General features: G+C 46.9%; 23 protein-coding genes. All 23 read right to left on the bottom strand.

Annotation, left to right across the window (positions count from 1 at the left end):
• Positions 1 to 580 precede the first annotated feature (580 nt).
• The 23 genes from H7A51_13470 to H7A51_13360 all read right to left on the bottom strand — a co-directional run bounded on the left by H7A51_13470 (position 581) and on the right by H7A51_13360 (position 20271).
• Positions 581 to 979: a hypothetical protein gene (locus H7A51_13470; protein ID MCP5537224.1), complete on the bottom strand. Its 399-nt coding sequence runs from the start codon at positions 977 to 979 to the stop codon at positions 581 to 583.
• 526 nt (positions 980 to 1505) lie between these two features.
• Complete coding sequence (locus H7A51_13465) at positions 1506 to 1901, bottom strand: hypothetical protein (protein MCP5537223.1); 396 nt, start codon at positions 1899 to 1901, stop codon at positions 1506 to 1508.
• A 409-nt stretch (positions 1902 to 2310) separates the two neighbouring features.
• Positions 2311 to 2694, bottom strand: coding sequence for a hypothetical protein (locus H7A51_13460; protein MCP5537222.1), 384 nt, complete (start codon positions 2692 to 2694; stop codon positions 2311 to 2313).
• Positions 2695 to 2832: 138 nt separating this feature from the next.
• Positions 2833 to 3201, bottom strand: coding sequence for a hypothetical protein (locus H7A51_13455; protein MCP5537221.1), 369 nt, complete (start codon positions 3199 to 3201; stop codon positions 2833 to 2835).
• A 90-nt stretch (positions 3202 to 3291) separates the two neighbouring features.
• Entirely contained in the window at positions 3292 to 3735 is a 444-nt protein-coding gene (locus H7A51_13450; GenBank protein MCP5537220.1) for a hypothetical protein, read from the bottom strand.
• A 575-nt stretch (positions 3736 to 4310) separates the two neighbouring features.
• Positions 4311 to 4676 (bottom strand): hypothetical protein, encoded by a 366-nt coding sequence (locus tag H7A51_13445; protein MCP5537219.1) that lies wholly within the window; start codon positions 4674 to 4676, stop codon positions 4311 to 4313.
• Positions 4677 to 5546: 870 nt separating this feature from the next.
• Positions 5547 to 5747 carry a hypothetical protein gene (locus tag H7A51_13440; GenBank protein MCP5537218.1) on the bottom strand — a complete coding sequence of 67 codons (201 nt, stop codon included), beginning with the start codon at positions 5745 to 5747 and terminating at the stop codon, positions 5547 to 5549.
• Positions 5748 to 5885: 138 nt separating this feature from the next.
• Positions 5886 to 6293: a hypothetical protein gene (locus H7A51_13435; GenBank protein ID MCP5537217.1), complete on the bottom strand. Its 408-nt coding sequence runs from the start codon at positions 6291 to 6293 to the stop codon at positions 5886 to 5888.
• 128 nt (positions 6294 to 6421) lie between these two features.
• Entirely contained in the window at positions 6422 to 6811 is a 390-nt protein-coding gene (locus H7A51_13430; GenBank protein ID MCP5537216.1) for a hypothetical protein, read from the bottom strand.
• Between the two features lie 453 nt (positions 6812 to 7264).
• Entirely contained in the window at positions 7265 to 7582 is a 318-nt protein-coding gene (locus H7A51_13425) for a hypothetical protein (protein MCP5537215.1), read from the bottom strand.
• A 133-nt stretch (positions 7583 to 7715) separates the two neighbouring features.
• Positions 7716 to 8261, bottom strand: a complete 546-nt coding sequence (locus tag H7A51_13420; protein MCP5537214.1) for a hypothetical protein — start codon at positions 8259 to 8261, stop codon at positions 7716 to 7718.
• A gap of 962 nt (positions 8262 to 9223) precedes the next feature.
• The gene (locus H7A51_13415; protein MCP5537213.1) at positions 9224 to 9652 is read right to left on the bottom strand and encodes a hypothetical protein; all 429 of its coding nucleotides are present in this window, start codon (positions 9650 to 9652) and stop codon (positions 9224 to 9226) included.
• A gap of 567 nt (positions 9653 to 10219) precedes the next feature.
• Positions 10220 to 10765 (bottom strand): hypothetical protein, encoded by a 546-nt coding sequence (locus H7A51_13410; protein ID MCP5537212.1) that lies wholly within the window; start codon positions 10763 to 10765, stop codon positions 10220 to 10222.
• Positions 10766 to 10904: 139 nt separating this feature from the next.
• Positions 10905 to 11411 carry a hypothetical protein gene (locus H7A51_13405; protein MCP5537211.1) on the bottom strand — a complete coding sequence of 169 codons (507 nt, stop codon included), beginning with the start codon at positions 11409 to 11411 and terminating at the stop codon, positions 10905 to 10907.
• Between the two features lie 131 nt (positions 11412 to 11542).
• Complete coding sequence (locus H7A51_13400) at positions 11543 to 11863, bottom strand: hypothetical protein (GenBank protein MCP5537210.1); 321 nt, start codon at positions 11861 to 11863, stop codon at positions 11543 to 11545.
• A gap of 128 nt (positions 11864 to 11991) precedes the next feature.
• Positions 11992 to 12345, bottom strand: coding sequence for a hypothetical protein (locus H7A51_13395; protein ID MCP5537209.1), 354 nt, complete (start codon positions 12343 to 12345; stop codon positions 11992 to 11994).
• 127 nt (positions 12346 to 12472) lie between these two features.
• A complete protein-coding gene (locus tag H7A51_13390; GenBank protein ID MCP5537208.1) occupies positions 12473 to 12826 on the bottom strand; it encodes a hypothetical protein in 354 nt (117 codons plus the stop codon).
• Between the two features lie 1105 nt (positions 12827 to 13931).
• A complete protein-coding gene (locus tag H7A51_13385) occupies positions 13932 to 14156 on the bottom strand; it encodes a KTSC domain-containing protein (GenBank protein ID MCP5537207.1) in 225 nt (74 codons plus the stop codon).
• 161 nt (positions 14157 to 14317) lie between these two features.
• Positions 14318 to 14641: a hypothetical protein gene (locus H7A51_13380; GenBank protein MCP5537206.1), complete on the bottom strand. Its 324-nt coding sequence runs from the start codon at positions 14639 to 14641 to the stop codon at positions 14318 to 14320.
• A gap of 1425 nt (positions 14642 to 16066) precedes the next feature.
• Complete coding sequence (locus H7A51_13375) at positions 16067 to 16534, bottom strand: hypothetical protein (protein ID MCP5537205.1); 468 nt, start codon at positions 16532 to 16534, stop codon at positions 16067 to 16069.
• Between the two features lie 143 nt (positions 16535 to 16677).
• Positions 16678 to 17787 (bottom strand): glycoside hydrolase family 16 protein, encoded by a 1110-nt coding sequence (locus H7A51_13370; GenBank protein MCP5537204.1) that lies wholly within the window; start codon positions 17785 to 17787, stop codon positions 16678 to 16680.
• Between the two features lie 1072 nt (positions 17788 to 18859).
• Positions 18860 to 19378, bottom strand: coding sequence for a hypothetical protein (locus H7A51_13365; protein ID MCP5537203.1), 519 nt, complete (start codon positions 19376 to 19378; stop codon positions 18860 to 18862).
• Positions 19379 to 19920: 542 nt separating this feature from the next.
• Positions 19921 to 20271, bottom strand: a complete 351-nt coding sequence (locus H7A51_13360) for a hypothetical protein (GenBank protein ID MCP5537202.1) — start codon at positions 20269 to 20271, stop codon at positions 19921 to 19923.
• Positions 20272 to 20955: the final 684 nt, after the last annotated feature.

Below are 20955 nucleotides of genomic sequence, written 5' to 3'. Positions count from 1 at the left end.
ACACAACACAATGCGTGCATTCTTATTATGGCCGAACGTAAAGCTCAACCGCCGGTGAGTCAACCGCGACAAACCTTGAACGGATGTTTGCTGTTAAACTGTGTGAAGTCGAGGACGGTTAACGGTCGGATGAAGCGCCTTGTTCGGCAACCATCCTCTCAAACACCACCCGGCACTCCTAAACGTCACCCATCATTCACACCGACCGCCCCTGTAAATGTGCGAAAGCCTGGCATGTCGACCGAATCCAGAAACACCAGAGCAACGACCACGGAGAAAACCGATGGGCAACATGGATCAAACTACCCTGGAACTCGTAATCGCGGACGATGGATCAGCCAACGACGCGCTCGATAGCAGGACCAACCAACACCGAAACCTGATGACCATGATCAACCAATAATCCATTCATCTAACCAACACGACAACACGCAACACAATGCGTGCATTCTTATTATGGCCGAACGTAGAGGTCAACCGCCGGTGGGTCAACGGTCGAAAATCTTGAATGGTTTCAACTGTAAAACGTCTCTCGACTACGAACGGTTAACGGTCGGATGCACCGCCTTGTTAGACCAATTTATTGTGTAGTGTCGATGTGAATTTCTGCATTGTCGTCGGGTAAGTTCAAAGGACAAATCACAGACAATTTGCGGCCATCGTCAAAAGACAATCTGATACAAATCTTTCTAGCACAAGTGTAATTATCCTCTGATAACATGCCACCTCTCATTACGTATGATACTGTGGCGACATAATTGCCTGTGCCGTTCTTCACGATCTCTCTCCAGTGACCAGACTCCTCAAGACTCTTTCCCTCGTACATAGATATATACTCAAGCTTAACTAGCGGCACATCGCTCTTTATCCGAATTGGTATATAGAATGCCCCACTGCGAAGATGCACTGGTATTAACATTAGAATTACTGAAATCGTCAAAATTGCGAATATAACGCCGATGATGATTTTTTTCTTCATTATTGTCTAACGTAAAGATCAACCGCCTACGAACAACATTAAAATACCGAAAACAGATAAACGCTCCGGAACAGATGCCCGACTATTAAACGGTAACGGGTCGGATGCATCGCCTTGTTCGATCAACACAGATCAATGCACCTTTAAACTGCCGTGGGTAACGTAGATCCTGAAGCATTCGATGTGTCCATCACCGCCGCGTGAATCGAATCGTGCATCACACCGAAAACGGAATGCGAAACCAATCCAAACCATTCACGAGAGATTCTTCTAAAACGTTATCAATGGCAGCGAACGAAAACCAATCCATCAATATTGATTCAAAAGAGCTGGAAACTCAAGCCGTTCCCGGAAGCGTTCATCGATCCAAAATCATTCATCAATGACGGCATATCAGCGATGCTCCAGGGCAATACTGAACACGAAGAATCAATAATTATCGAACGTAAAGCTCAACCGCCGTCGGGTCAACGGTCATAGGCTAAGCGTGGTTGTTTCGTGTAAACCCGAGCAAAGTCGAGCGCGGTTAGCGGTCGGATGCAGCGACTTGTTCGACCGATTTCTTTGCTCGAAACAACTCTATAATATGATTATTCGCGACCGATTTAGGGATCGCGATACCGTTCCCTTCGATGGGATAAATATAGAAACATTGGCTATCTTCTCTTACTTCCGAAAGATCATCAGAAGTGCCATAAAAAAGCTCTTCCCTGTCCACTATAATTCTACACTTGGAGCCTTCCTTGGTAATGTCCCATGTGTGCTTATAGCTCCTTGTAGCACGATATAAATACCAAGTTCCAGTAAGTAAACCCAGTAGACCTATAGCAATCTTACCTTGAGAATATTTGTCATACCCAGTGTAAACGAAAGAGGCTCCTAAAAGAAATAGCAGCACAAACAACCCTTTGTGGATACTCACAGATTTCATATTATTATTGTCGAACGTAGAGCTCAACCGCCGGTGAGTCAACCGCCGCAAACCTGAAATGGTCAATACCTCTCACTCGCGGCAAACTGTGGGGCGGTTAACGGTCGGATGAAGCGCCTTGTTCGACGGCGATTCTGAATAATCAACCCAAGCCGATTCGGAATAGTCCAGCACTCTGTCAGGGGAACGCCTGGAAACGAACCAAGGTGGCAATCGTCTCAATCCTGATCCATGTGCGCGAACGAACGATGATAACCAGCTCTTGAAGTCGACTGAGCGGGATGATGAACGCGGAGACTCAATTCTTATTATTGGCGAACGTAGAGAACAACCGCCGCGTGTAGAACACCCGCCAATCATTCATGGCTTTAACTCAAAAACGGTCTCGGACTCAGGACGGTTAACGGTCGGATGCTTCGCCTTGTTCGGCCACATTCTTCTTGTTAGGCCACCACCAAACTATTGCTGTCGATATCATCGAAGGCAGCATAAAGATAAAATTCAGACCGATGTAGAGCCATAAACGGCCAGGATTAGTCGCACGTGAATCCTCATAGTAAATGAAGTGACCATGGTTGACAGCAAACGATTCAGCCTCAGATGGTGGCGGCGGTGACGGATCTTCATATGAGGATATCTCAGAAATATTCTGAGCCGTTAACCACGGGATCGTCTTCATAAAAACATACATAGCTGACACAATCAAAATAGCCTGAATAACCAAGATTAACTTTCCGTATCGCAACGACAAAGCGCGCTTAAAATACTTGTGACTCAATATCATGTCTTTCTTATTATTGCCGAACGTAGAGCTCAACCGCCGGTGGGTCAACAGCCGAAAACCTGAAATGGACGATACCTCTCACCCGCGGCAAACTGTGGGACGGTTAACGGTCGGATGCAGCGACTTGTTCGGCCACATTTATTGGGGTAGCGGTGCGCCTTCCTTATACTTGGTCGCTACCAAAATCCAGTCACCATCAATAAGCTCTAGTTCAAAAATAACCCCATGTGTCAGAAAGTCCTGCTGGGTTGTAAATATACCGTTATGACTCTGCCAGCGCTGTATAGCCCACTGCTTATAAGTTCCTTCTGCCATATCGGGAGATCCAAATTCTTCAGTTGCAGCGTCGAGATATACAGCATAAGCATCACCCTCTATTATCGATGCCCAAATCTTGTCATCTGAGAGGCAACGACGCCAAATTCCTGAGATGCCGATAAGCACCATAGCCGTTAGTGCCGTTACGGTTAGAATTACCACACAGCGATAATTGCATTTCTTCATCATTATAGCCGAACGTAGAGCTCAACCGCCGGTGTGTAAATGTCAGAAACCGATAACGGTCTTTCACTCTCGACTCGTCTCGCGTCGGGACGGTTAACGGTCGGATGAAGCGCCTTGTTCGACCACATTCTTCTGCAATACCGTCATCCAACATTTAGTTAATATACCGAGAAATATGATGCAGGCTATAAAGGCTAAGGGGAATTGGCTAATCAAAACTAATACAGCTAACACGCTCATATACAGAAAACAGATGTGAGCAATCCATGCTAAAACGATGCGTGTTCTACGCCGGGATGACATAGCAGCTATAACACTAGCGATAAAATATACAACGAATGGGACCGTTAGCAAAACCGCGACCAACAATGGCTCTCCTACAGCATTCCCCGTTGATCCGTCACCCCAACCTGCAAAACTACAGAACAACCATGAGAAGCCCCCAACAGCGAGACATACCGCTACACCAGAGAGAGCAAAAAACGATGCCACACCACGAAGAGGTGGCATTTCAATGTGTGCTTGATCTGGGTTCATATTATTATTGTCGAACGTAAAGATCAACCGCCCGTGTGACAACGATAAATAATCATTAACGCAAGATCGCTCTCGCCAGTCATCATGAAGTCGGGGGCTACAAGGGGTCGGATGCATCGCCTTGTTCGATCTACACAGATCAATGCGCCTTTAAACTGCCGTGGGTAACGAAGATCCTGAACCATTGGATGTGTGCATCAGCGTTGCGCGGCCATGAATCGTGATCAACCAAACACCTCTTTCGTTCCGCCTGGCAATCGCAGGGATGTTCCTGAGGAACGAAGGATCTTCCCGGAGAGCAGCCAGGCTAAACCCTTGCGTGTTCCATCGAGGAGATTATCAAATGTCACTTCAGGTCATCACCGATCCCGTGGTGATGTGAGTCAGCGATACTGAACTCGCCAAATCGGGTGCCGAACATCACGACGAAAACCCTTGTATGTCACACCGGAGATCCTGAATGCGTAGAATCCGAATTATTATTATCGAACGTAGAGCTCAACCGACCGCCCAAACCGTAAGGACAAATCTCTGAGCAACTTGAATTGGTGACTACGCCGTCGACTCCGAGCCGGTTAGCGGTCGGATGCAGCGACTTGTTCGGTCAGATTCTCGCTACTAGCAATCTTAAGCCTCTCTATCTCGTCGTGTGCTTCTGATAGCCTGTATGAGAGAAACCAGTTCATGCCAATCGCTATAACGGTGAAAGCAGCCAAAATTACCAGACTCCATGTTAAAAGCGTTAGTTGGCTCTCAATCTTGGTAGCATATGATACTACGTAGCGCTTAAAACTGTCATCTGCTCCTTGAGAATCGAGCGTCCGTAAAAGCATATCGATGCCCTTTTGTGCGTATCCACCAAAAAGCAGCAACGAGAAGTATGAGAAAACCAATACTCCCATTATGCCCATTAAATATATGAAACTTCTAATGGTGTTCATCACATCAATTATTATTACCGAACGTAAAGATCAACCGCCTACGAACAATGTTAAAATACCGAAAACAGATATACGCTCCGAAACAGATGCCCGACTTTTAACCGGTAACGGGTCGGATGCATCGCCTTGTTCGATCCACACAGATCAATGCGCCTGAAAACTGCCGTGGGTAACGAAGATCCAGAACCATTGGATGTGTCCATCAGCGTTGCGCGGCCATGAATCGTGATCTACCAAACATCCTCTTTCGTTCCGCCTGGCAATCGCAGGGATGTTCCTGAGGAACGAAGGATCTTCCCGGAGAGCAGCCAGGCTAAACCCTTGCGTGTTCCATCGAGGAAATTATCAAATGTCACTCCGCATCATTACCGATCCCGTGGTGATGTGAGTCAGCGATACTGAACTCGCCAAATCGGGTGCCGAACATCACGACGAAAACCCTTGTATGTCCCACCGGAGATCCTGAATGCGTAGAATCCGAATTATTATTATCGAACGTAGAGCTCAACCGCCGGTGAGTCAACCGCCGCAAACCATGAACGGCCATAAGCAAGCCGCTCGTCGCAAACTGTCGGACGGTTAACGGTCGGATGAAGCGCCTTGTTCGATCACATTATTGTTAGGATATTAATCTGTCATACTGAGCATGACTTCCTATCCAGAACCACACCATAGCAGAGCCATCCTGAATTCCAAGGGCTCGATACTGAATGCCGACTCTCACAGACCAATAACTACCCACCTTCTTGAAATGCAAAGACGGATGAAATGGATCGCCCTTCAACAGCTCAAAATTGCGATCTGCTGCCTTCTGCACAGATGTCGGCAAAGAACCATATGCCTTCCAAAACTTTGAGGTCGCTACGTGCTTCATAGCTCCTTAGCACGACCGGCTCTGAAATCTGCCAAGGCTTCAGAAGCCAAGCCCTCTAGCTTCCCACTCACGATATCTCTCTCAATTTGGGCGTCCCACGTCGCTGCCTCGTAACTGGAAAACCAATCACGAAAAGCGGCGAGCTCATTCTTGCTGAGTCGCTCTACTGCTTCTTCAATGGCCTCTATGGTGCTCATGATCGTAATTTTACTCTATAATCCCGAATCGTCAATTTTTCTTATTCTTATCGAACGTAGAGCTCAACCGCCGGTGGGTCAACCGCCGCAAACCAGAAACGGTCATAAGCAAGCCGCCCGGCGCAAACTGTCGGACGGTTAACGGTCGGATGAAGCGCCTTGTTCGGCCACGTTCTTCTTCATCACAATATCCCGCAGGACATCATTCATCGCATCTTTCGGTATCTGTATGTGAGTCCTGTCTCGTGTATATAAGAATACATCACAGGCATCCTCTCTGACCTCACGCAAATCATCCTCGGTTCCGCTGAAGAGGGTCTTACTATCCTTCTGTATCTTCACTACGCCACTACAGTTATCAATCTGCCACGTGACTTTCATCTTCTTGAACGCAGATATTCCGCCACCGACCAAGATTATAATGCCAAACACGACCAAAAGGTTAAAACCATGCTGATGCCAATATCGTAATAACTGAGACAGATAAAGCATCATCAGCACAATAGATATCACAAACTTCCAATGATGTGTTACTGTCATCTTCATTATTATTGCCGAACGTAGAGCTCAACCGCCGGTGAGTCAACCGCCGCAAACCTGAAATGGTCGTAAACAAGCCGCCTGGCGCAAACTCTCGGACGGTTAACGGTCGGATGAAGCGCCTTGTTCGGCCGCTATTCTTTCGGGTATTCAACCACACCATCATACTCCCACTTGCCGCTTACCCTAGAAAAATGCACCGCCCCCTCCCATGGCTTCCAATAGAATTCTAGCGAGATCAATCTTCCCTCCCAAGAAATAGTATTATACTTCACCGGAACGGTTGGTCTCTCCGCATGAGGATGCATGAGTATATAAATATAATTAGCTGATTTAATCGAAGGGGGTCTTTTATACTTAGAATCGTTATACCACGTATCGATTACTGGACGGGCTTCTAGCGGCACGTCTGCATCATACGCTAATTCAGGTGTCAGATAAAACGGACGAAATGCATACGCGCAATACCCAACGAGTATCATAATTAACGTCAAAGCCAGATAGACTGCTTTCCTGCGTTTCATATTATTATTGCCGAACGTAGAGCTCAACCGCCGGTGAGTCAACCGCCGCAAACCGAAAATGGATAATACCTCTCACCCGCGGCAAACTGTGGGGCGGTTAACGGTCGGATGAAGCGCCTTGTTCGACGGCGATTCTGAATAATCAACCCAAGCCGATTCGGAATGGTCCAGCACTCTGTCAGGTGACCGCCTGGAAACGAACCAAGGTGGCAATCGTCTCAACCCTGATCGATGTGCGCGAACGAACGATGATAGCGAGTTCTCGAAGGCGACTGAGCGGGATGATGAACGCGGAGACTCAATTATTATTATTGGCGAACGTAGAGCTCAACCGCCGGTGTGACAAGTTCGAAGGCTGCGAGAGGCTGATTCCGTGAAATGGTTTCTGGCTGAGGACGGTTAACGGTCGGATGAAGCGCCTTGTTCGATGTCTTTTTTGTATTGTGGCAGCTCCTAAATATCTGGATCCAATAACACCGTTACTGGAATATTGTCGGTAACAGACTTCATCAATACTCGTCTTAAGTCATCAATCTTTTCTTGCTCAATGTGTAGATCCCCCAAATCAGGAATTAGCTTATCTAATATCGTTTGCGAACCGGGCGGATCAATAATATTGATTGATTTCAGATTCGTTGAAAGAAAGTGCTTTCTAAATTCAGCGTAGGCGGATACCAGCAAGTTAATTTCTTCATCCTCGAAATAGATATAGTCAGTTATTTGACCTGGGTGACCGATAGGGGTGATGTCTACTTGGAACTCGATTGGCATATATATTATTCTTATCGAACGTAGAGCTCAACCGCCGACGGGTGCGGGTCATAGGCTGGGCATGGTTCAATGTGTCAAAAGTTCGCTGGCTCAGGACGGTTAACGGTCGGATGAAGCGTCTTGTTCGGTCTGATTATTTTTTAGTAGTGTCCCACTTAAACTCTGAACTTCTAAGACATACGCCACCCCCACCATATACTAAACGTATTCTTGTAGCTTTACTTGAAACAAGACTGGGCAAATTCTCAACAACAAACCACCAATAATCCTTGTGTAGTTTAAATTCTTTGCTTTGACCCTGCTTGACTAACACATTGATACCACCAAAAGACCCCGGGAGCCGAGGAGGGCTTCGCCACTCCTTTAAATGGGGATCGTAATACTCGATCTCGAAATCAGGATATCCGACGGCACCACTCTTGGGGGATGTTAGTATATGTAGAGTTTCTTTAAACGGGTTTTTTAATTGAACCGACGTAGGCAATTTGGCTTTGTCATTCCAAAATAATTTTAAGTGTTCCTCAATTGTCATACCCTCTACAATCGGATCAGTCGCATTTGCATTGGGGTGTCTCTTCTCTTCGTCAGTTTCGTCAACCCGATCAACAGGCTTCGGCGAATCATTCTGAGCATACGAAGGAATTGTAAGCATAATAGCTAGGGCGACGATTATTTTCATATATCTGGTCATAGTATCATTACCGAACGTAGAGCTCAACCGCCGGTGAGTCAACCGCGACAAACCTTGAACGGATGATTGCTGTAAAACTGTGTGAAGTCGAGGACGGTTAACGGTCGGATGAAGCGCCTTGTTCGGCAACCATCCTCTCAAACACCACCCGGCTCCCTTAAACGCCCCCCATCATTCACACCGACCGTCTCTGCAAGCGTGCGAAAGCCAGGCATGTCGACCGAAGCCGGAAACGCCAGAGTAACGACCACGGAGAAAACCGATGGGCAACATGGATCAAACCACCCTCAATCTATAAACCGACATCGATGGATCAAGGTAGAGCGAGCGCGGCAGCGGGAACATCCGGCATCGAACCTGATGACCATGATCAACCAATAACCCATTCATCTAACCAACGCGGCAACACGCAACACAATGCGTGCATTCTTATTATGGCCGAACGTAGAGCTCAACCGCCGGTGGGTCAACAGTCGAAAATCAAGAATGGTCGATACCTCTCAATCGCGGCAAACTGTGGGGCGGTTAACGGTCGGATGAAGCGCCTTGTTCGGCAACTATTCTCACTTCCCATGCCAGCGCCTGAAACCGATGTCCAACCATGAACCTCGACCGCACCTCTCAGCACACGCCTGCATGAAATAATGTGCCGGAAACCGCAGAGCCACGACCGAACCAGTCCAGGTGACAAAAATTCATGGATGAGTGGCTCAGTCATCGGACAGGTGGAGACGGGCAATCCAGATCGATCAACGGAAACCTAAACCGAACAGCACCGATGCAACGCCAGGAATCTCGACCCGCCAAATCCCCCATCGATGTCACCGAAACGAACAATCCATGAAACATCCATCTAATTATCGCCGAACGTAAAGCTCAACCGCCGTCGGGTCAACGGTATAGGCTAAACATGGTTGATTCCTGTAAACCCGAGCGGAAGTCGAGCGCGGTTAGCGGTCGGATGCAGCGACTTGTTCGGCCTCAATTTTTGTTAGCAACCAAGCTGGGCTACTTGGGTAAGGCTTACCGAGATTCCAAAGTATAGCAAACTGCTCATCACTTATGCTAAGCGTCTTCTGTCCTGAATCTACGACAATTACTAAAACGTTATCAGCCTTCTCAAGCTTAATCTGACCTGAACGATGTTGAACTTCGATATTGTCCCTATAAATCCCCCAACCATCATAAGACTCACCCTTCTCACCAAGATAACTAACAACGGCATAGTTCAGCGAGTCATCACAATATATTACAACCCCATTATCATCATAGTCGATCCTATGACTCATAGTCTTGTCCTTACACGAGGTTGCAATGAATACCACGTTAGAAAGGAGAAGCAACACGCGCAGGTTACCCATGATGTAATCTTTAATCATAATTTCGAGTTTTGTTATTATTATTGCCGAACGTAAAGCTCAACCGCCGTCCGGTCAAACGTGATAAATCCAAAAAGGTCTTTCGCTCTAAAACTCCGTGGCGTCGAGAACGGTTAACGGTCGGATGCAGCGACTTGTTCGGCAACTATCCTTGGAACAGTTCCCGGAACGTAGAACCTCGACCAACCATTAATCCCGACCGTATCTGACAATGTGCGATAGCCTGATTTGAATAGTCCAGCACTCCGTCCAAATTTCCGCTGCATATCATTCGGGCTGAATACATCTCAATCTCGATATATGTGACGTGAACGATAACAGATCACATTGATGACAATCGATGACTGAGCGGGATCGGAATAATCATCTGGGAAATATCTTATCAACCAAACCGCCATCGAACTCACTACGCCTAACAAACACCGAGGAAAAAGCATTATTATAGCCGAACGTAAAGCTCAACCGCCGCCATGTAAAACGTCAAAGGCTCTAAACGGCTGATTCGTGTAAAACAGAGCAAAGTCGAGCGCGGTTAGCGGTCGGATGCAGCGACTTGTTAGCCCAAAGTTATTGTTTCTTGGGACTATTGGGAACTCGGTCTAAATCATTCGGAGCACGTCCATAGGCTAATCGGTCTAGTGCAATCGGGACTCGTCCAACCCCCTCGACAATCAAATCCGCATAAATCAATTCCAGCTTATCCATGTCAATTAGAAGCTTAAAAATAGCATTCTTATTCTTTGGCCTTACCACAGTTATAAGTATATGTGGCGGTATATCTCTCGGCAGGTCGCCCCAGGCTCCTTCAAATATGTAGGTATATGGGTAAGGTTTCATCTGTGGTGGTTCGTTACCAAATGGGCTATCGCTTGCATCATACATTAACAGCTCTCGGAGAGAGTTCGGAAAAACCAGCTTCTTCTTCCCAATACTCAGAGACAGTTTCTTCAAATCGAACGATGCTGGAGAATACTCCTTGGGCAACCCGATAAGCCTACCATTCTTAAGACTAAGTACTGCCTCTTCATGCCGAGGCGGACTTTCACGGGCAGTCACTATTGCACTCGAAGCGATAAGACACAATAGAGCTAGGTGTTTTATTATGCGTTTCATTTCTTATTATTGGCTAACGTAAAGCTCAACCGACCGCCCAAACCGTAGGGGCAAATCTCTGAGCAAGATTAAATGGTGACTACGCCCCCGACTCTGAGCCGGTTAGCGGTCGGATGCAGCGACTTGTTAGCTCAATTTTTTAGGGTGCTGTGTGCGGCTTACCCAGAGGTCTACCTCGAAACACCCACTTCGGATCATTAGCATCAATACCGGCGATATTCGTCTCATCAGTCACGCAAATCTCATATGCCGGCTTAAGCTTCTTGTCGGCTGGAAATAACGAATAATATATCCATCCCACCCCTGGGTTATTGGCCGACCACTCGATAGAATATACTGAAAATTCCACTTTCGAGGCATCTTTCACGATGCTGGAGGTTACAGCGGGTTCTGTAATATTAAATGTTCCTGCTCCATCTGATCTTGAGAACCACTTATAATCAGTGGTCTCAGGAGTAGTAGTCTGATTGGTAAGTATAAATGCTCCACGATAAAGACCCTGCCGAACAAGAACTACTTGCCCATCAGCAATAGGGGTTCCATGCGCGCGCGATTGTCCAACGTGTGCGCTTCGAGTTATTCTCTTACAACCGCTAACAAATGTTAAAGCGACGATTATTAAGACTAACCTTAGAGTGGTGATCATATTATTATTAGCTAACGTAAAGCTCAACCGCCGGCTGTAAAACCGAAAAGCGACCGAGAGTGATTATCAACTGTAGAACCGAGCTGGAGTCGAGCGCGGTTAGCGGTCGGATGCAGCGACTTGTTCGGCCACTATCCTTCTATAAAACTTCCATCAGGACAAATCAAAATAGACTCGCCAACGCTCGATAGGTAAACAGGAATAAATCCAAAAAGTGGCCGATGAGGAGATCTGTCTCCTACTCCATATACTCTAATAACCCCATCTGGCTCATCATCCCAATAGACTTGAATCTCAATCTGATAGCCCTCTCCTGAATCAAGATAACCTTCGTGAACATCTGGGTCAGATCGATCTACCATAGACTTAAGCTCCGCATAACTAAGCTGCCGATACGGCTCCAACAAATGCGAAAGTTTCTTGAGCAGTTCAGTCTTGATGCTGGTCTTCATTATTATTGCCGAACGTAGAGCTCAACCGCCGGTGAGTCAACCGCCGCAAACCTGAAATGGTCGTAAACAAGCCGCCTGGAGCAAACTCTCGGACGGTTAACGGTCGGATGAAGCGCCTTGTTCGGCCATTATTCTCGATGACCAGTGTAGCCACCCCATACGATCGCCAAACCGAGAATTAGTGGACCAAACGTGAATATGTATAACCCATGACCCAAGGCTAACAACGTAAATGGAGTAACTAAACCAACGACCACCATAATCCAACCGATTAATTTAAGAGGAAAGGTATATCGAAAAACATTATTTTTACCTTCATCCATTATTTCTTGAGCAACTCGTATTGCGTTAGATTCTTCTACGCCTTTTGAAATCAGAAACTGGGAAATTGTTACCACGCTTTTGCCGTTCTCTGCTTTTTGCAGAGCCTGTGGTCGCCAAAGCCGTATTAACTCATCCTGAGTGTATTCGGGTGTATTCATCTCTTATTATTATTGCCGAACGTAAAGCTCAACCGCCGGTGAGTCAAACGCGACAAACCCTAAACGGATGGAAAGCTGTAAAACTGTGTGAAGTCGAAAACGGTTAACGGTCGGATGCAGCGACTTGTTAGCTTAAATAGTGCTCACGCTTCTGTATCCAAAAGCAATATAGCCGATCTTCACCTGAGTGCGATAATACAGTATCTCTCATTCTTATAACCAAGGCGTCACCCGTCTCAGACCAGGCATCGATAACGACAATGTCTTCAGCCAACCTAGCATCTCCAACTACAATTACTCCATCATCAACCAGTGAGGAAATCATCGAAATTACCACATCTAGACGATCATCGTCTGAAAGAGGAGCAAAATACTCTATGGCTGTTTGATCAATCCAGTCATAATATAAGATGTCGCTTTCTAGTTGGTCACAGATGTCACCTTTCAGGGCAATCGTTGCACCTCGCGAAGCGTTATTCATATTATTAGCTAACGTATAGCTCAACCGCCGTCGGGTCAAACTTGATAAATCTAAAAAGGTCTTTCGCTCTAAATCGCCGTGGCGTCGAGAACGGTTAACGGTCGGATGCAGCGACTTGTTCGGCAACTATCCTTGAAACAGATCCTGGAACGTAGAACCTCGACCAACCAATAATCCCGACCGTATCTGGCAATGTGCGATAGCCTGATTTGAATAGTCCAGCACTCCGTCCAAATTTCCGCTGCAAATCACACGGGCTTAATTCGTCTCAATCTCTAGCAATGTGCGCGAACGAACGATATGGCACCGATGACAAAGGTAAACTGAGCGGGATCAGAATAATCATCTGGGAAATATCTTATCAACCAAACCACCATCGCTCTCACTACGCCTAACAAACACCGATGAAAAAGTATTATTATAGCCGAACGTAAAGCTCAACCGCCGGTGTGTAAACGACACAAACCACAAACGGATGATTGCTGTAAAACTGTGTGAAGTCGAAAACGGTTAACGGTCGGATGCAGCGACTTGTTCGGCCACTTTCTTCGCTTACGTGAGCTTCGCACAAACAAACCAGAAACAACCACTCCATGTGATTACAGCTAAAAGTATCAATGCAAGCGGTCGATAAAGGAAAACTCTGGTTATAGCCAAACAGAGTATTAAGAGCAGCAGAAATGCCAGAATCGCGAACAATATCAGGCACCATGCATGGTCTGTAATGTATCCATCCCAGATCCGGTTCAACCGGCGCATCAGAGCCGAAGAACCCAGTATCCATATCGGTAAGATAGCAAATGAACCAAGCCAATGCGCGGTATCTCGCTTGGTCGAAGATTCCATCTTTTCACCCATCGCAATACGAGTGAGGATGCTGAATAATGCATTCATTATAATTATTGCCGAACGTAGAGCTCAACCGCCGGTGGGTCAACAGTCGAAAATCAAGAATGGTCGATACCTCTCACTCGCGGCAAACTGTGGGGCGGTTAACGGTCGGATGAAGCGCCTTGTTCGGCCACGTTCTTGGAAACCGCTCCCAGAATATCAAACCGTCAGCAACCAAGAATTCCGACCGTATCTGTAAGTGTGCGAAGCCTGATCATGAAACTCTCACTTCGTCATAACACCCGAGAACAGCGTATCTCATATGCGACCCTATGGAATCAGAATCAATTAGGCTCTGGTAAGCCTCTTTCGGAAAATTATGATACTCCCATATGCCTCCTCTAGTAAATACAGCTTCTAATATCTGATTCTTCTCATCGTAACCGATAGCGTATATCATACTGGAATCAACTTTCGTTAATGTGGTGATGTTACTCATGATTCTTATTATTGCCGAACGTAGAGCTCAACCGCCGCCGAGTCAACCGCCGCAAACCTGAAATGGTCGATGCCTCTCCCCTGCTGCAAACTGTGGGACGGTTAACGGTCGGATGAAGCGCCTTGTTCGGTCAGTTATTTGTCTTTGCTGTCACAAATTGTCTACTTAGTTTCATAATTGAACCCTATGTCAATTCCCAGGTCATCCGATTGGATTTGATGAGCTAGTAGAAGGTTGTTGAGCGTCTCTAAGTCTCCTTCAGCGTGAAGTTTCTGACATGTAATCGACAGCGCATCGGAAACTAACGGTTGATGACTTGCTTGAGTTGCCCACGACAAGAGGACATACATGACGAGCATTACGTCGTGTTGGTCGCGGCATGTGTGATCGGGAAGAAAGTATACGCCTCGTCCGGTAAGGGCTTCATGAATATGGCCGCTTTCAATCCACTCAACGATTTCAGGGTTAAGGGTGTATGTTTTCATTCTTATTATTACCGAACGTAGAGAACAACCGCCGCGTGTAAAACAGCTGCCGATCATTCATGTTTTTAACTTAAAAAAGGTCTCGGACTCAGGACGGTTAACGGTCGGATGCTTCGCCTTGTTCGGTAAATTTTACTCTAACAAACGCCCAACACGGAAGACGATCACTGGCCATTCACTCCGACCGCTCTAGCCATGTGCAGAGGATATGCGGCAACGTCTGAAATGTCAAAATAGGATGGTGCCAAGTTCGGTGATGAAAGTTCCGGGGTGAACAGCCAAGCCATCAGGCACTTCTCAGTAGGATGCAGCTTGTTCGACCATTCACCTCCATTTCGCAGCATCTGTCCAACGCCTGGAAACTCGATGAACCAATAATCCCTTCACGCTTCATCAACGCGATCGATCTGATCAAAAAGTCTTATTATGACCGAACGTAGAGCTCAACCGCCGGTGAGTCAACCGCCGCAAACCTGAAATGGACAATACCTCTCACCCGCGGCAAACTGTGGGACGGTTAACGGTCGGATGCAGCGCCTTGTTCGGCAACTATTCTCACTTCCCGTGCCAGCGCCTGAAACCGATGTCAAACCATGAACCCCGACCGCACCTCTCAGCACACGCCTGCATGAAATAATGTGCCGGAAACCGCAGAACCACGACCGAACCAGCCCAGGTGACAAAAATTCATGGATGAGTGGCTCAGTCATCGGACAGGTGGCGACGGGCAATCCAGATCGATCAACGGAAACCTAAACCGAACAGCACCGATGCAACGCCGGGAATCTCGACCAGCCAAATCCCCCATCGACATCACCGAAGCGAACAATCCATGGAATATCCATCTAATTATCGCCGAACGTAGAGCTCAACCGCCGGTGGGTCAACCGTCGAAAATCAAGAATGGTCGATACCTCTCACTCGCGGCAAACTGTGGGGCGGTTAACGGTCGGATGAAGCGCCTTGTTCGACGGCGATTCTGAATAGTTAGGATGTGCCGACTCGTGATCGCATCGTGCTGGCTCTCTCGCAACCTCGCCAACGACCGCCGACAGCAAGTTTCTGGCACCGGAGGCAGCCGCGCTTAGTGAATCGACGCAATGTGCCAGAATCATGCGAAACCCTTGCACGAACCACGCCCTTGCGCCCAAAAAGTGACACCTGGGGAATCTCATACGCCGGAACCTGTGCCCTGCACGATGATGCCGTTCAAGACACCAGCAACGGATCAAGCAACCTGAGATCATCAACGAAACCTTCCATCATGGTGCATCGAGAACCGCCAACTTCAGAAAATTATTATTATTGGCGAACGTAGAGCTCAACCGCCGCCGAGTCAACCGCCACAAACCTGAAATGGTCAATACCTCTCACTCGTTGCAAACTGTGGGACGGTTAACGGTCGGATGAAGCGCCTTGTTCGATCTATTGTGATATCAGCTTTGCCTCTGCTTTTGTCCCATCACCTGAATTAATTATCAGGTATGGGTAGAGTGGGTTCTTACTGCTTGCGATTATTACATTATCAATAGCAAGCCATAAAGCGGTATCAATCTTTGACATAGGAGATACTTCCCATATTGATCCGTCTTCAAGCTGAATCATTGACCCGTTATCGATCTTCTTCTGAATCCAATGACCTTTTGCGCCTCCACGGTATAAACCTACTACTCTCTTAGCTGGTTGGGCGATAGGCTTTTTAGCTGCCTGCATTGCACGCAAGGTAAATTTTGTTAGCCAAATTTCAAGATTGGCTTTTTCTTCTTTCGTTAGCATGTTGATCCCACATTTTTTCTGGTCTTCTTTGGACATGACTTTGTCTAGTGACAAAGCCTGAGAGAATAGTGACGATGATAGAGCTACTAAAAGTGATATAATGAGTGTGGTTTTCATGGCATTTATTATTTTAATCGAACGTCAAAGGACACCAACCCCATACCGAGGGCGTCCGTTGACGAAAGATTATGTGGTTGTAGTTGTGGGAAGACTCGACTGCGTGGCGGGTATGGGGTTGGGTGCTCCGCCTTGTTGGCTGTTTACCGTTTCAGTGGTTGCCCCATCTCATTCATATTATCTGGGACATTTTCGGTCAGAACTCCTCGGACATCTCCTGGGTCGCCGTATTGCCACACCTTTACAGAAGCTACGGATACCTTGGATTCAGCCCAAGGTGCAGCTCCAGCCCAATCGGGAAACCAAGCTCCTATGCTAAGCTGTGCCGCCATCGCTGGAACGTGAGTTGGATTATTACCTACATACTTACCATCAATGTAGTGATCGACCTCCTTGCCCGCATAGACGGCATAGTGATCTTTTCCTAGTCTTTTAAGTGGATTGCCACGGTAAGATGCAAAGGGGATTGACTTGTCCTGAATCCACCAGAAGCCATCTGACTTAACCACTTGTTTGTCAGTGACTCCTTTGATAGGAACAAGATGCGTGCGCCAAATTGAGGTGAAGGTATGATATTTACCGTCAAGGACATGTTTGACAGGATACGTTCTGCTTTGGTGGTTAGCATTTAGAAAAACGTTATAGAGTCCAGTTCCCAGATCCTGATTCTTGCCGAATTCCGGCATATCGATTTCGGACCAGTATTCGTTTCTCATATGAGGATTGAACATGGGTTTGGCTCGGTTAAAAGATTTTGGAGAACCTTTCCCTGCTCCAACCCACTTGTAGGAATACGTCCAAATCGCTGGAACCATTCCAATCGGGCGTTTTGGGTCTTTTGGACCATTAGGGCTTATGTCGGTAGATCCGATTTTCATGACTACTTCATAACGCCCGGATGCAAAGAACTTCTTGGTTGCAAGCACTCCGCCAACTCTCGTTCCTTTGCCATTCCAGCCTACTACATCCCCCTTATACTCGTCTCCGTGACCTCGGCATACTAGGACATTCTGTTTTTTGCCATTCACCATGTCTTGGGCGATAAAGACATTTTTTCGCACCACCCCATGGTTGCCTTTTCCCCAACGTTTGTGGAGTGCATACCACTTGTCGGGGTTAATTCTTCCCGTCGACCAGTCTTCCTCAAAAACGAGTTTCGCTGTAGTGGGCATTTTGATCTCCGAAGCATTTGTGAGATTAGCAAGCATGGCTATAACGCCAACTGATATAATATATACTTTCTTTAGTTCCATCGTGTTTGTTTTTTGGCCAACGTATAGCTCAACCGCCGGTGTGTAAATGTTACAAACCTTAAACGGCTAATTGCTGTAAAACTATGTGAAGTCGTTAACGGTTAACGGTCGGATGCAGCGACTTGTTAGCTTTAATTATTCAGTAGCGAAGAACCACAATCACTGACTCCCTAGATCCTGTGTAGAGGCATAAAATACCTCTTTCAATTGATCTTTCATGATCGAAATACCGCGAGAATTCATGTGGGTTGTATCCAGCTTGGCTTAGCGTTCTATCACAAAGTTCACCTGTGTTCCCTCCTGGCGCTCCAACCGAAAGCTTCAGCCGTTCAATAATCCTTTCGGTGCTACCCTCTTCCAACGATCTGAATGATATTACACTATTACCATCTACTATCTTATGAGTCACAGAAGAGTATGCTGACCAATCACCATCAACATAGCCGTGAAAAATCTGCCGTGGTCGTAGCCAAAAAGTCCATACGAGTGATGCTATGCACACAACAACTACCGCGAGAACCATTAATTTATGACAGCGAGTCTTCATTATTATTAGCTAACGTAGAGCTCAACCGCCGGTGAGTCAAACGCGACAAACCTCGAACGGATGATTGCTGTAAAACTGTGTGAAGTCGAGGACGGTTAACGGTCGGATGAAGCGCCTTGTTCGGCAACCATCCTCTCAAACACCACCCGGCTCCCTTAAACGTCCCCCATCATTCACACCGACCGTCTCTGCAAGCGTGCGAAAGCCAGGCATGTCGACCGAAGCCGGAAACGCCAGAGTAACGACCACGGAGAAAACCGATGGGCAACATGGATCAAACTACCCTGGAACTCGTAATCGCGGACGATGGATCAGCCAACGACGCGCTCGATAGCAGGACCAACCAACACCGAAACCTGATGACCATGATCAACCAATAATCCATTCATCTAACCAACACGGCAACACGCAACACAATGCGTGCATTCTTATTATGGCCGAACGTAGAGCTCAACCGCCGCCGGGACAATCTCCGAATCACCAAAAACGATCTTTCTCTCTATCAGTCTGCGGAGTCGCGGACGGTTAACGGTCGGATGAAGCGCCTTGTTCGCTTTGATATTCGATGATTACATCTCTTACCGATTTGAGCCATGAAACATATGCATCACCAGAAATAGTTCTAGGTATGGAATAACTAATACGATCCGTGCCCAGAAAAACCCCAGCGCTCTCATTCAGGAAGATTATGTGATGCGTGTCTCTGGATCTAGTGACATAAGGTTCTTCATTCTTGTAGTCGCCAATCCCAGGTAACTCATGAAAGGCATTCCAAATCGCCTCACACCTCACAGAACTGATTGGGTAGAGCAACCTATTAGCGTTGGAGTCACTACGTCTGATATATGCAAGACTGCCATATAAATGCAGCTCGTAGGATTCATCCTTCGTCCAGATACCGAGCTTCCTATTCGGAAATTCATCTACGATTTTTTGCATCGCTTGAGCATTCAATCGATCCTTATCATCCAAGGATTTCTTGTGTTTATTGCATGAGCCACAGAACGTTGCAGCTAAGAGTAGAGTTGGAATAAGGAATTTCATTTATTATTAGCGAACGTAAAGCTCAACCGCCGTAGGGTCAACCGTGATAAATCAAAAAAGGTCTTTCGCTCTAAAACTCCGTGGCGTCGAGAACGGTTAACGGTCGGATGCAGCGACTTGTTCGGCAACTATCCTTGGAACAGATCCCGGAACGTAGAACCGTGACCAATCAATAATCCCGACCGTATCTCGCAATGTGCGATAGCCTGTTGAATAGTCCAGCACTCCGTCCGAATTTCCGCTGCAAATCACACGGGCTTAATTCGTCTCAATCTCTAGCAATGTGCGCGAACGAACGATATGGCATCGATGACAAAGGTAAACTGAGCGGGATCAGAATAATCATCTGGAAAATATATTTTCGATCAAACAGCCAGCGATCTCACTACGCCTAACAAACACCGAGGAAAAAGTATTATTATAGCCGAACGTAGAGCTCAACCGCCGGTGTGACAAGGTCGAAGGCCGTGCATGGTCGATTCCGTGAAATGGTTTCTGGCTTCGAAACGGTTAACGGTCGGATGAAGCGCCTTGTTCGGCCACTATTCTTCGTCATCGCAGCCTAGCTCGTATACCGCCATGCCGCCTTTATATATACCGACACCATTCTCCATGTAATCACCAACTGTCACAGCGGGCTTCCCTTCTGCATCACGAATGCAAAGGCCGTGCTTACTTATGGATACTCCATGAGGATTATGTAAACCATCCATACCGATCGTGACGTAACCATCTGGCTGTTCTTGAATCTGAAGGATCTTTCCTTTCTTGGTGGTTAAGACGATGTTGGTACCCACATCATTATCACCACCGTTCAATGTGATTCTTGGGTTACCGTCTGAATCCACCACGGTGATAGATCGAGCGATGATATGATCAGGATTATCTTTCATTCTTATTATTGCCGAACGTAGAGCTCAACCGCCGGTGGGTCAACCGCCGCAAACCTGAAATGGTCAATACCTCTCACTCGCGGCAAACTGTGGGGCGGTTAACGGTCGGATGAAGCGCCTTGTTCGACGGCGATTCTGAATAATCAACCCAAGCCGATTCGGAATAGTCCAGCACTCTGTCAGGGGAACGCCTGGAAACGAACCAAGGTGGCAATCGTCTCAATCCTGATCCATGTGCGCGAACGAACGATGATAACCAGCTCTTGAAGTCGACTGAGCGGGATGATGAACGCGGAGACTCAATTCTTATTATTGGCGAACGTAGAGCTCAACCGCCGCCGGGACAACCTCCGAATTACCAAAAACGATCTTTCTCTCTATCAGGTTGCTGAGTCGCGGACGGTTAACGGTCGGATGAAGCGCCTTGTTCGGCCTGATTTTTCTTAGGAGTAGCTTATAAATTTAACGGCTTGTGTGATTGAATATGACGAATGCTATCAATAGTAAAAATACTATACCTAGAATACAGTAGCTTATATGGAATGCTTTCATCTTACTGCCTTTGGGTCTGAATAAAGCGACGGCAGCTGAAACTCCAAGTGGTATAAAAAGAATACCCAATGTATACCCGATAGATCCAGATATTAAAGAGACCAAATTTCCGCTATACGAGCCACTTTGTGC

This window comes from Akkermansiaceae bacterium (genome assembly GCA_024233115.1).
GTDB lineage: Bacteria > Verrucomicrobiota > Verrucomicrobiia > Verrucomicrobiales > Akkermansiaceae > Oceaniferula.
The sequence above is the reverse complement of the archived record's forward strand: the minus strand, read 5'-3'. Positions and strand labels throughout refer to the sequence as shown.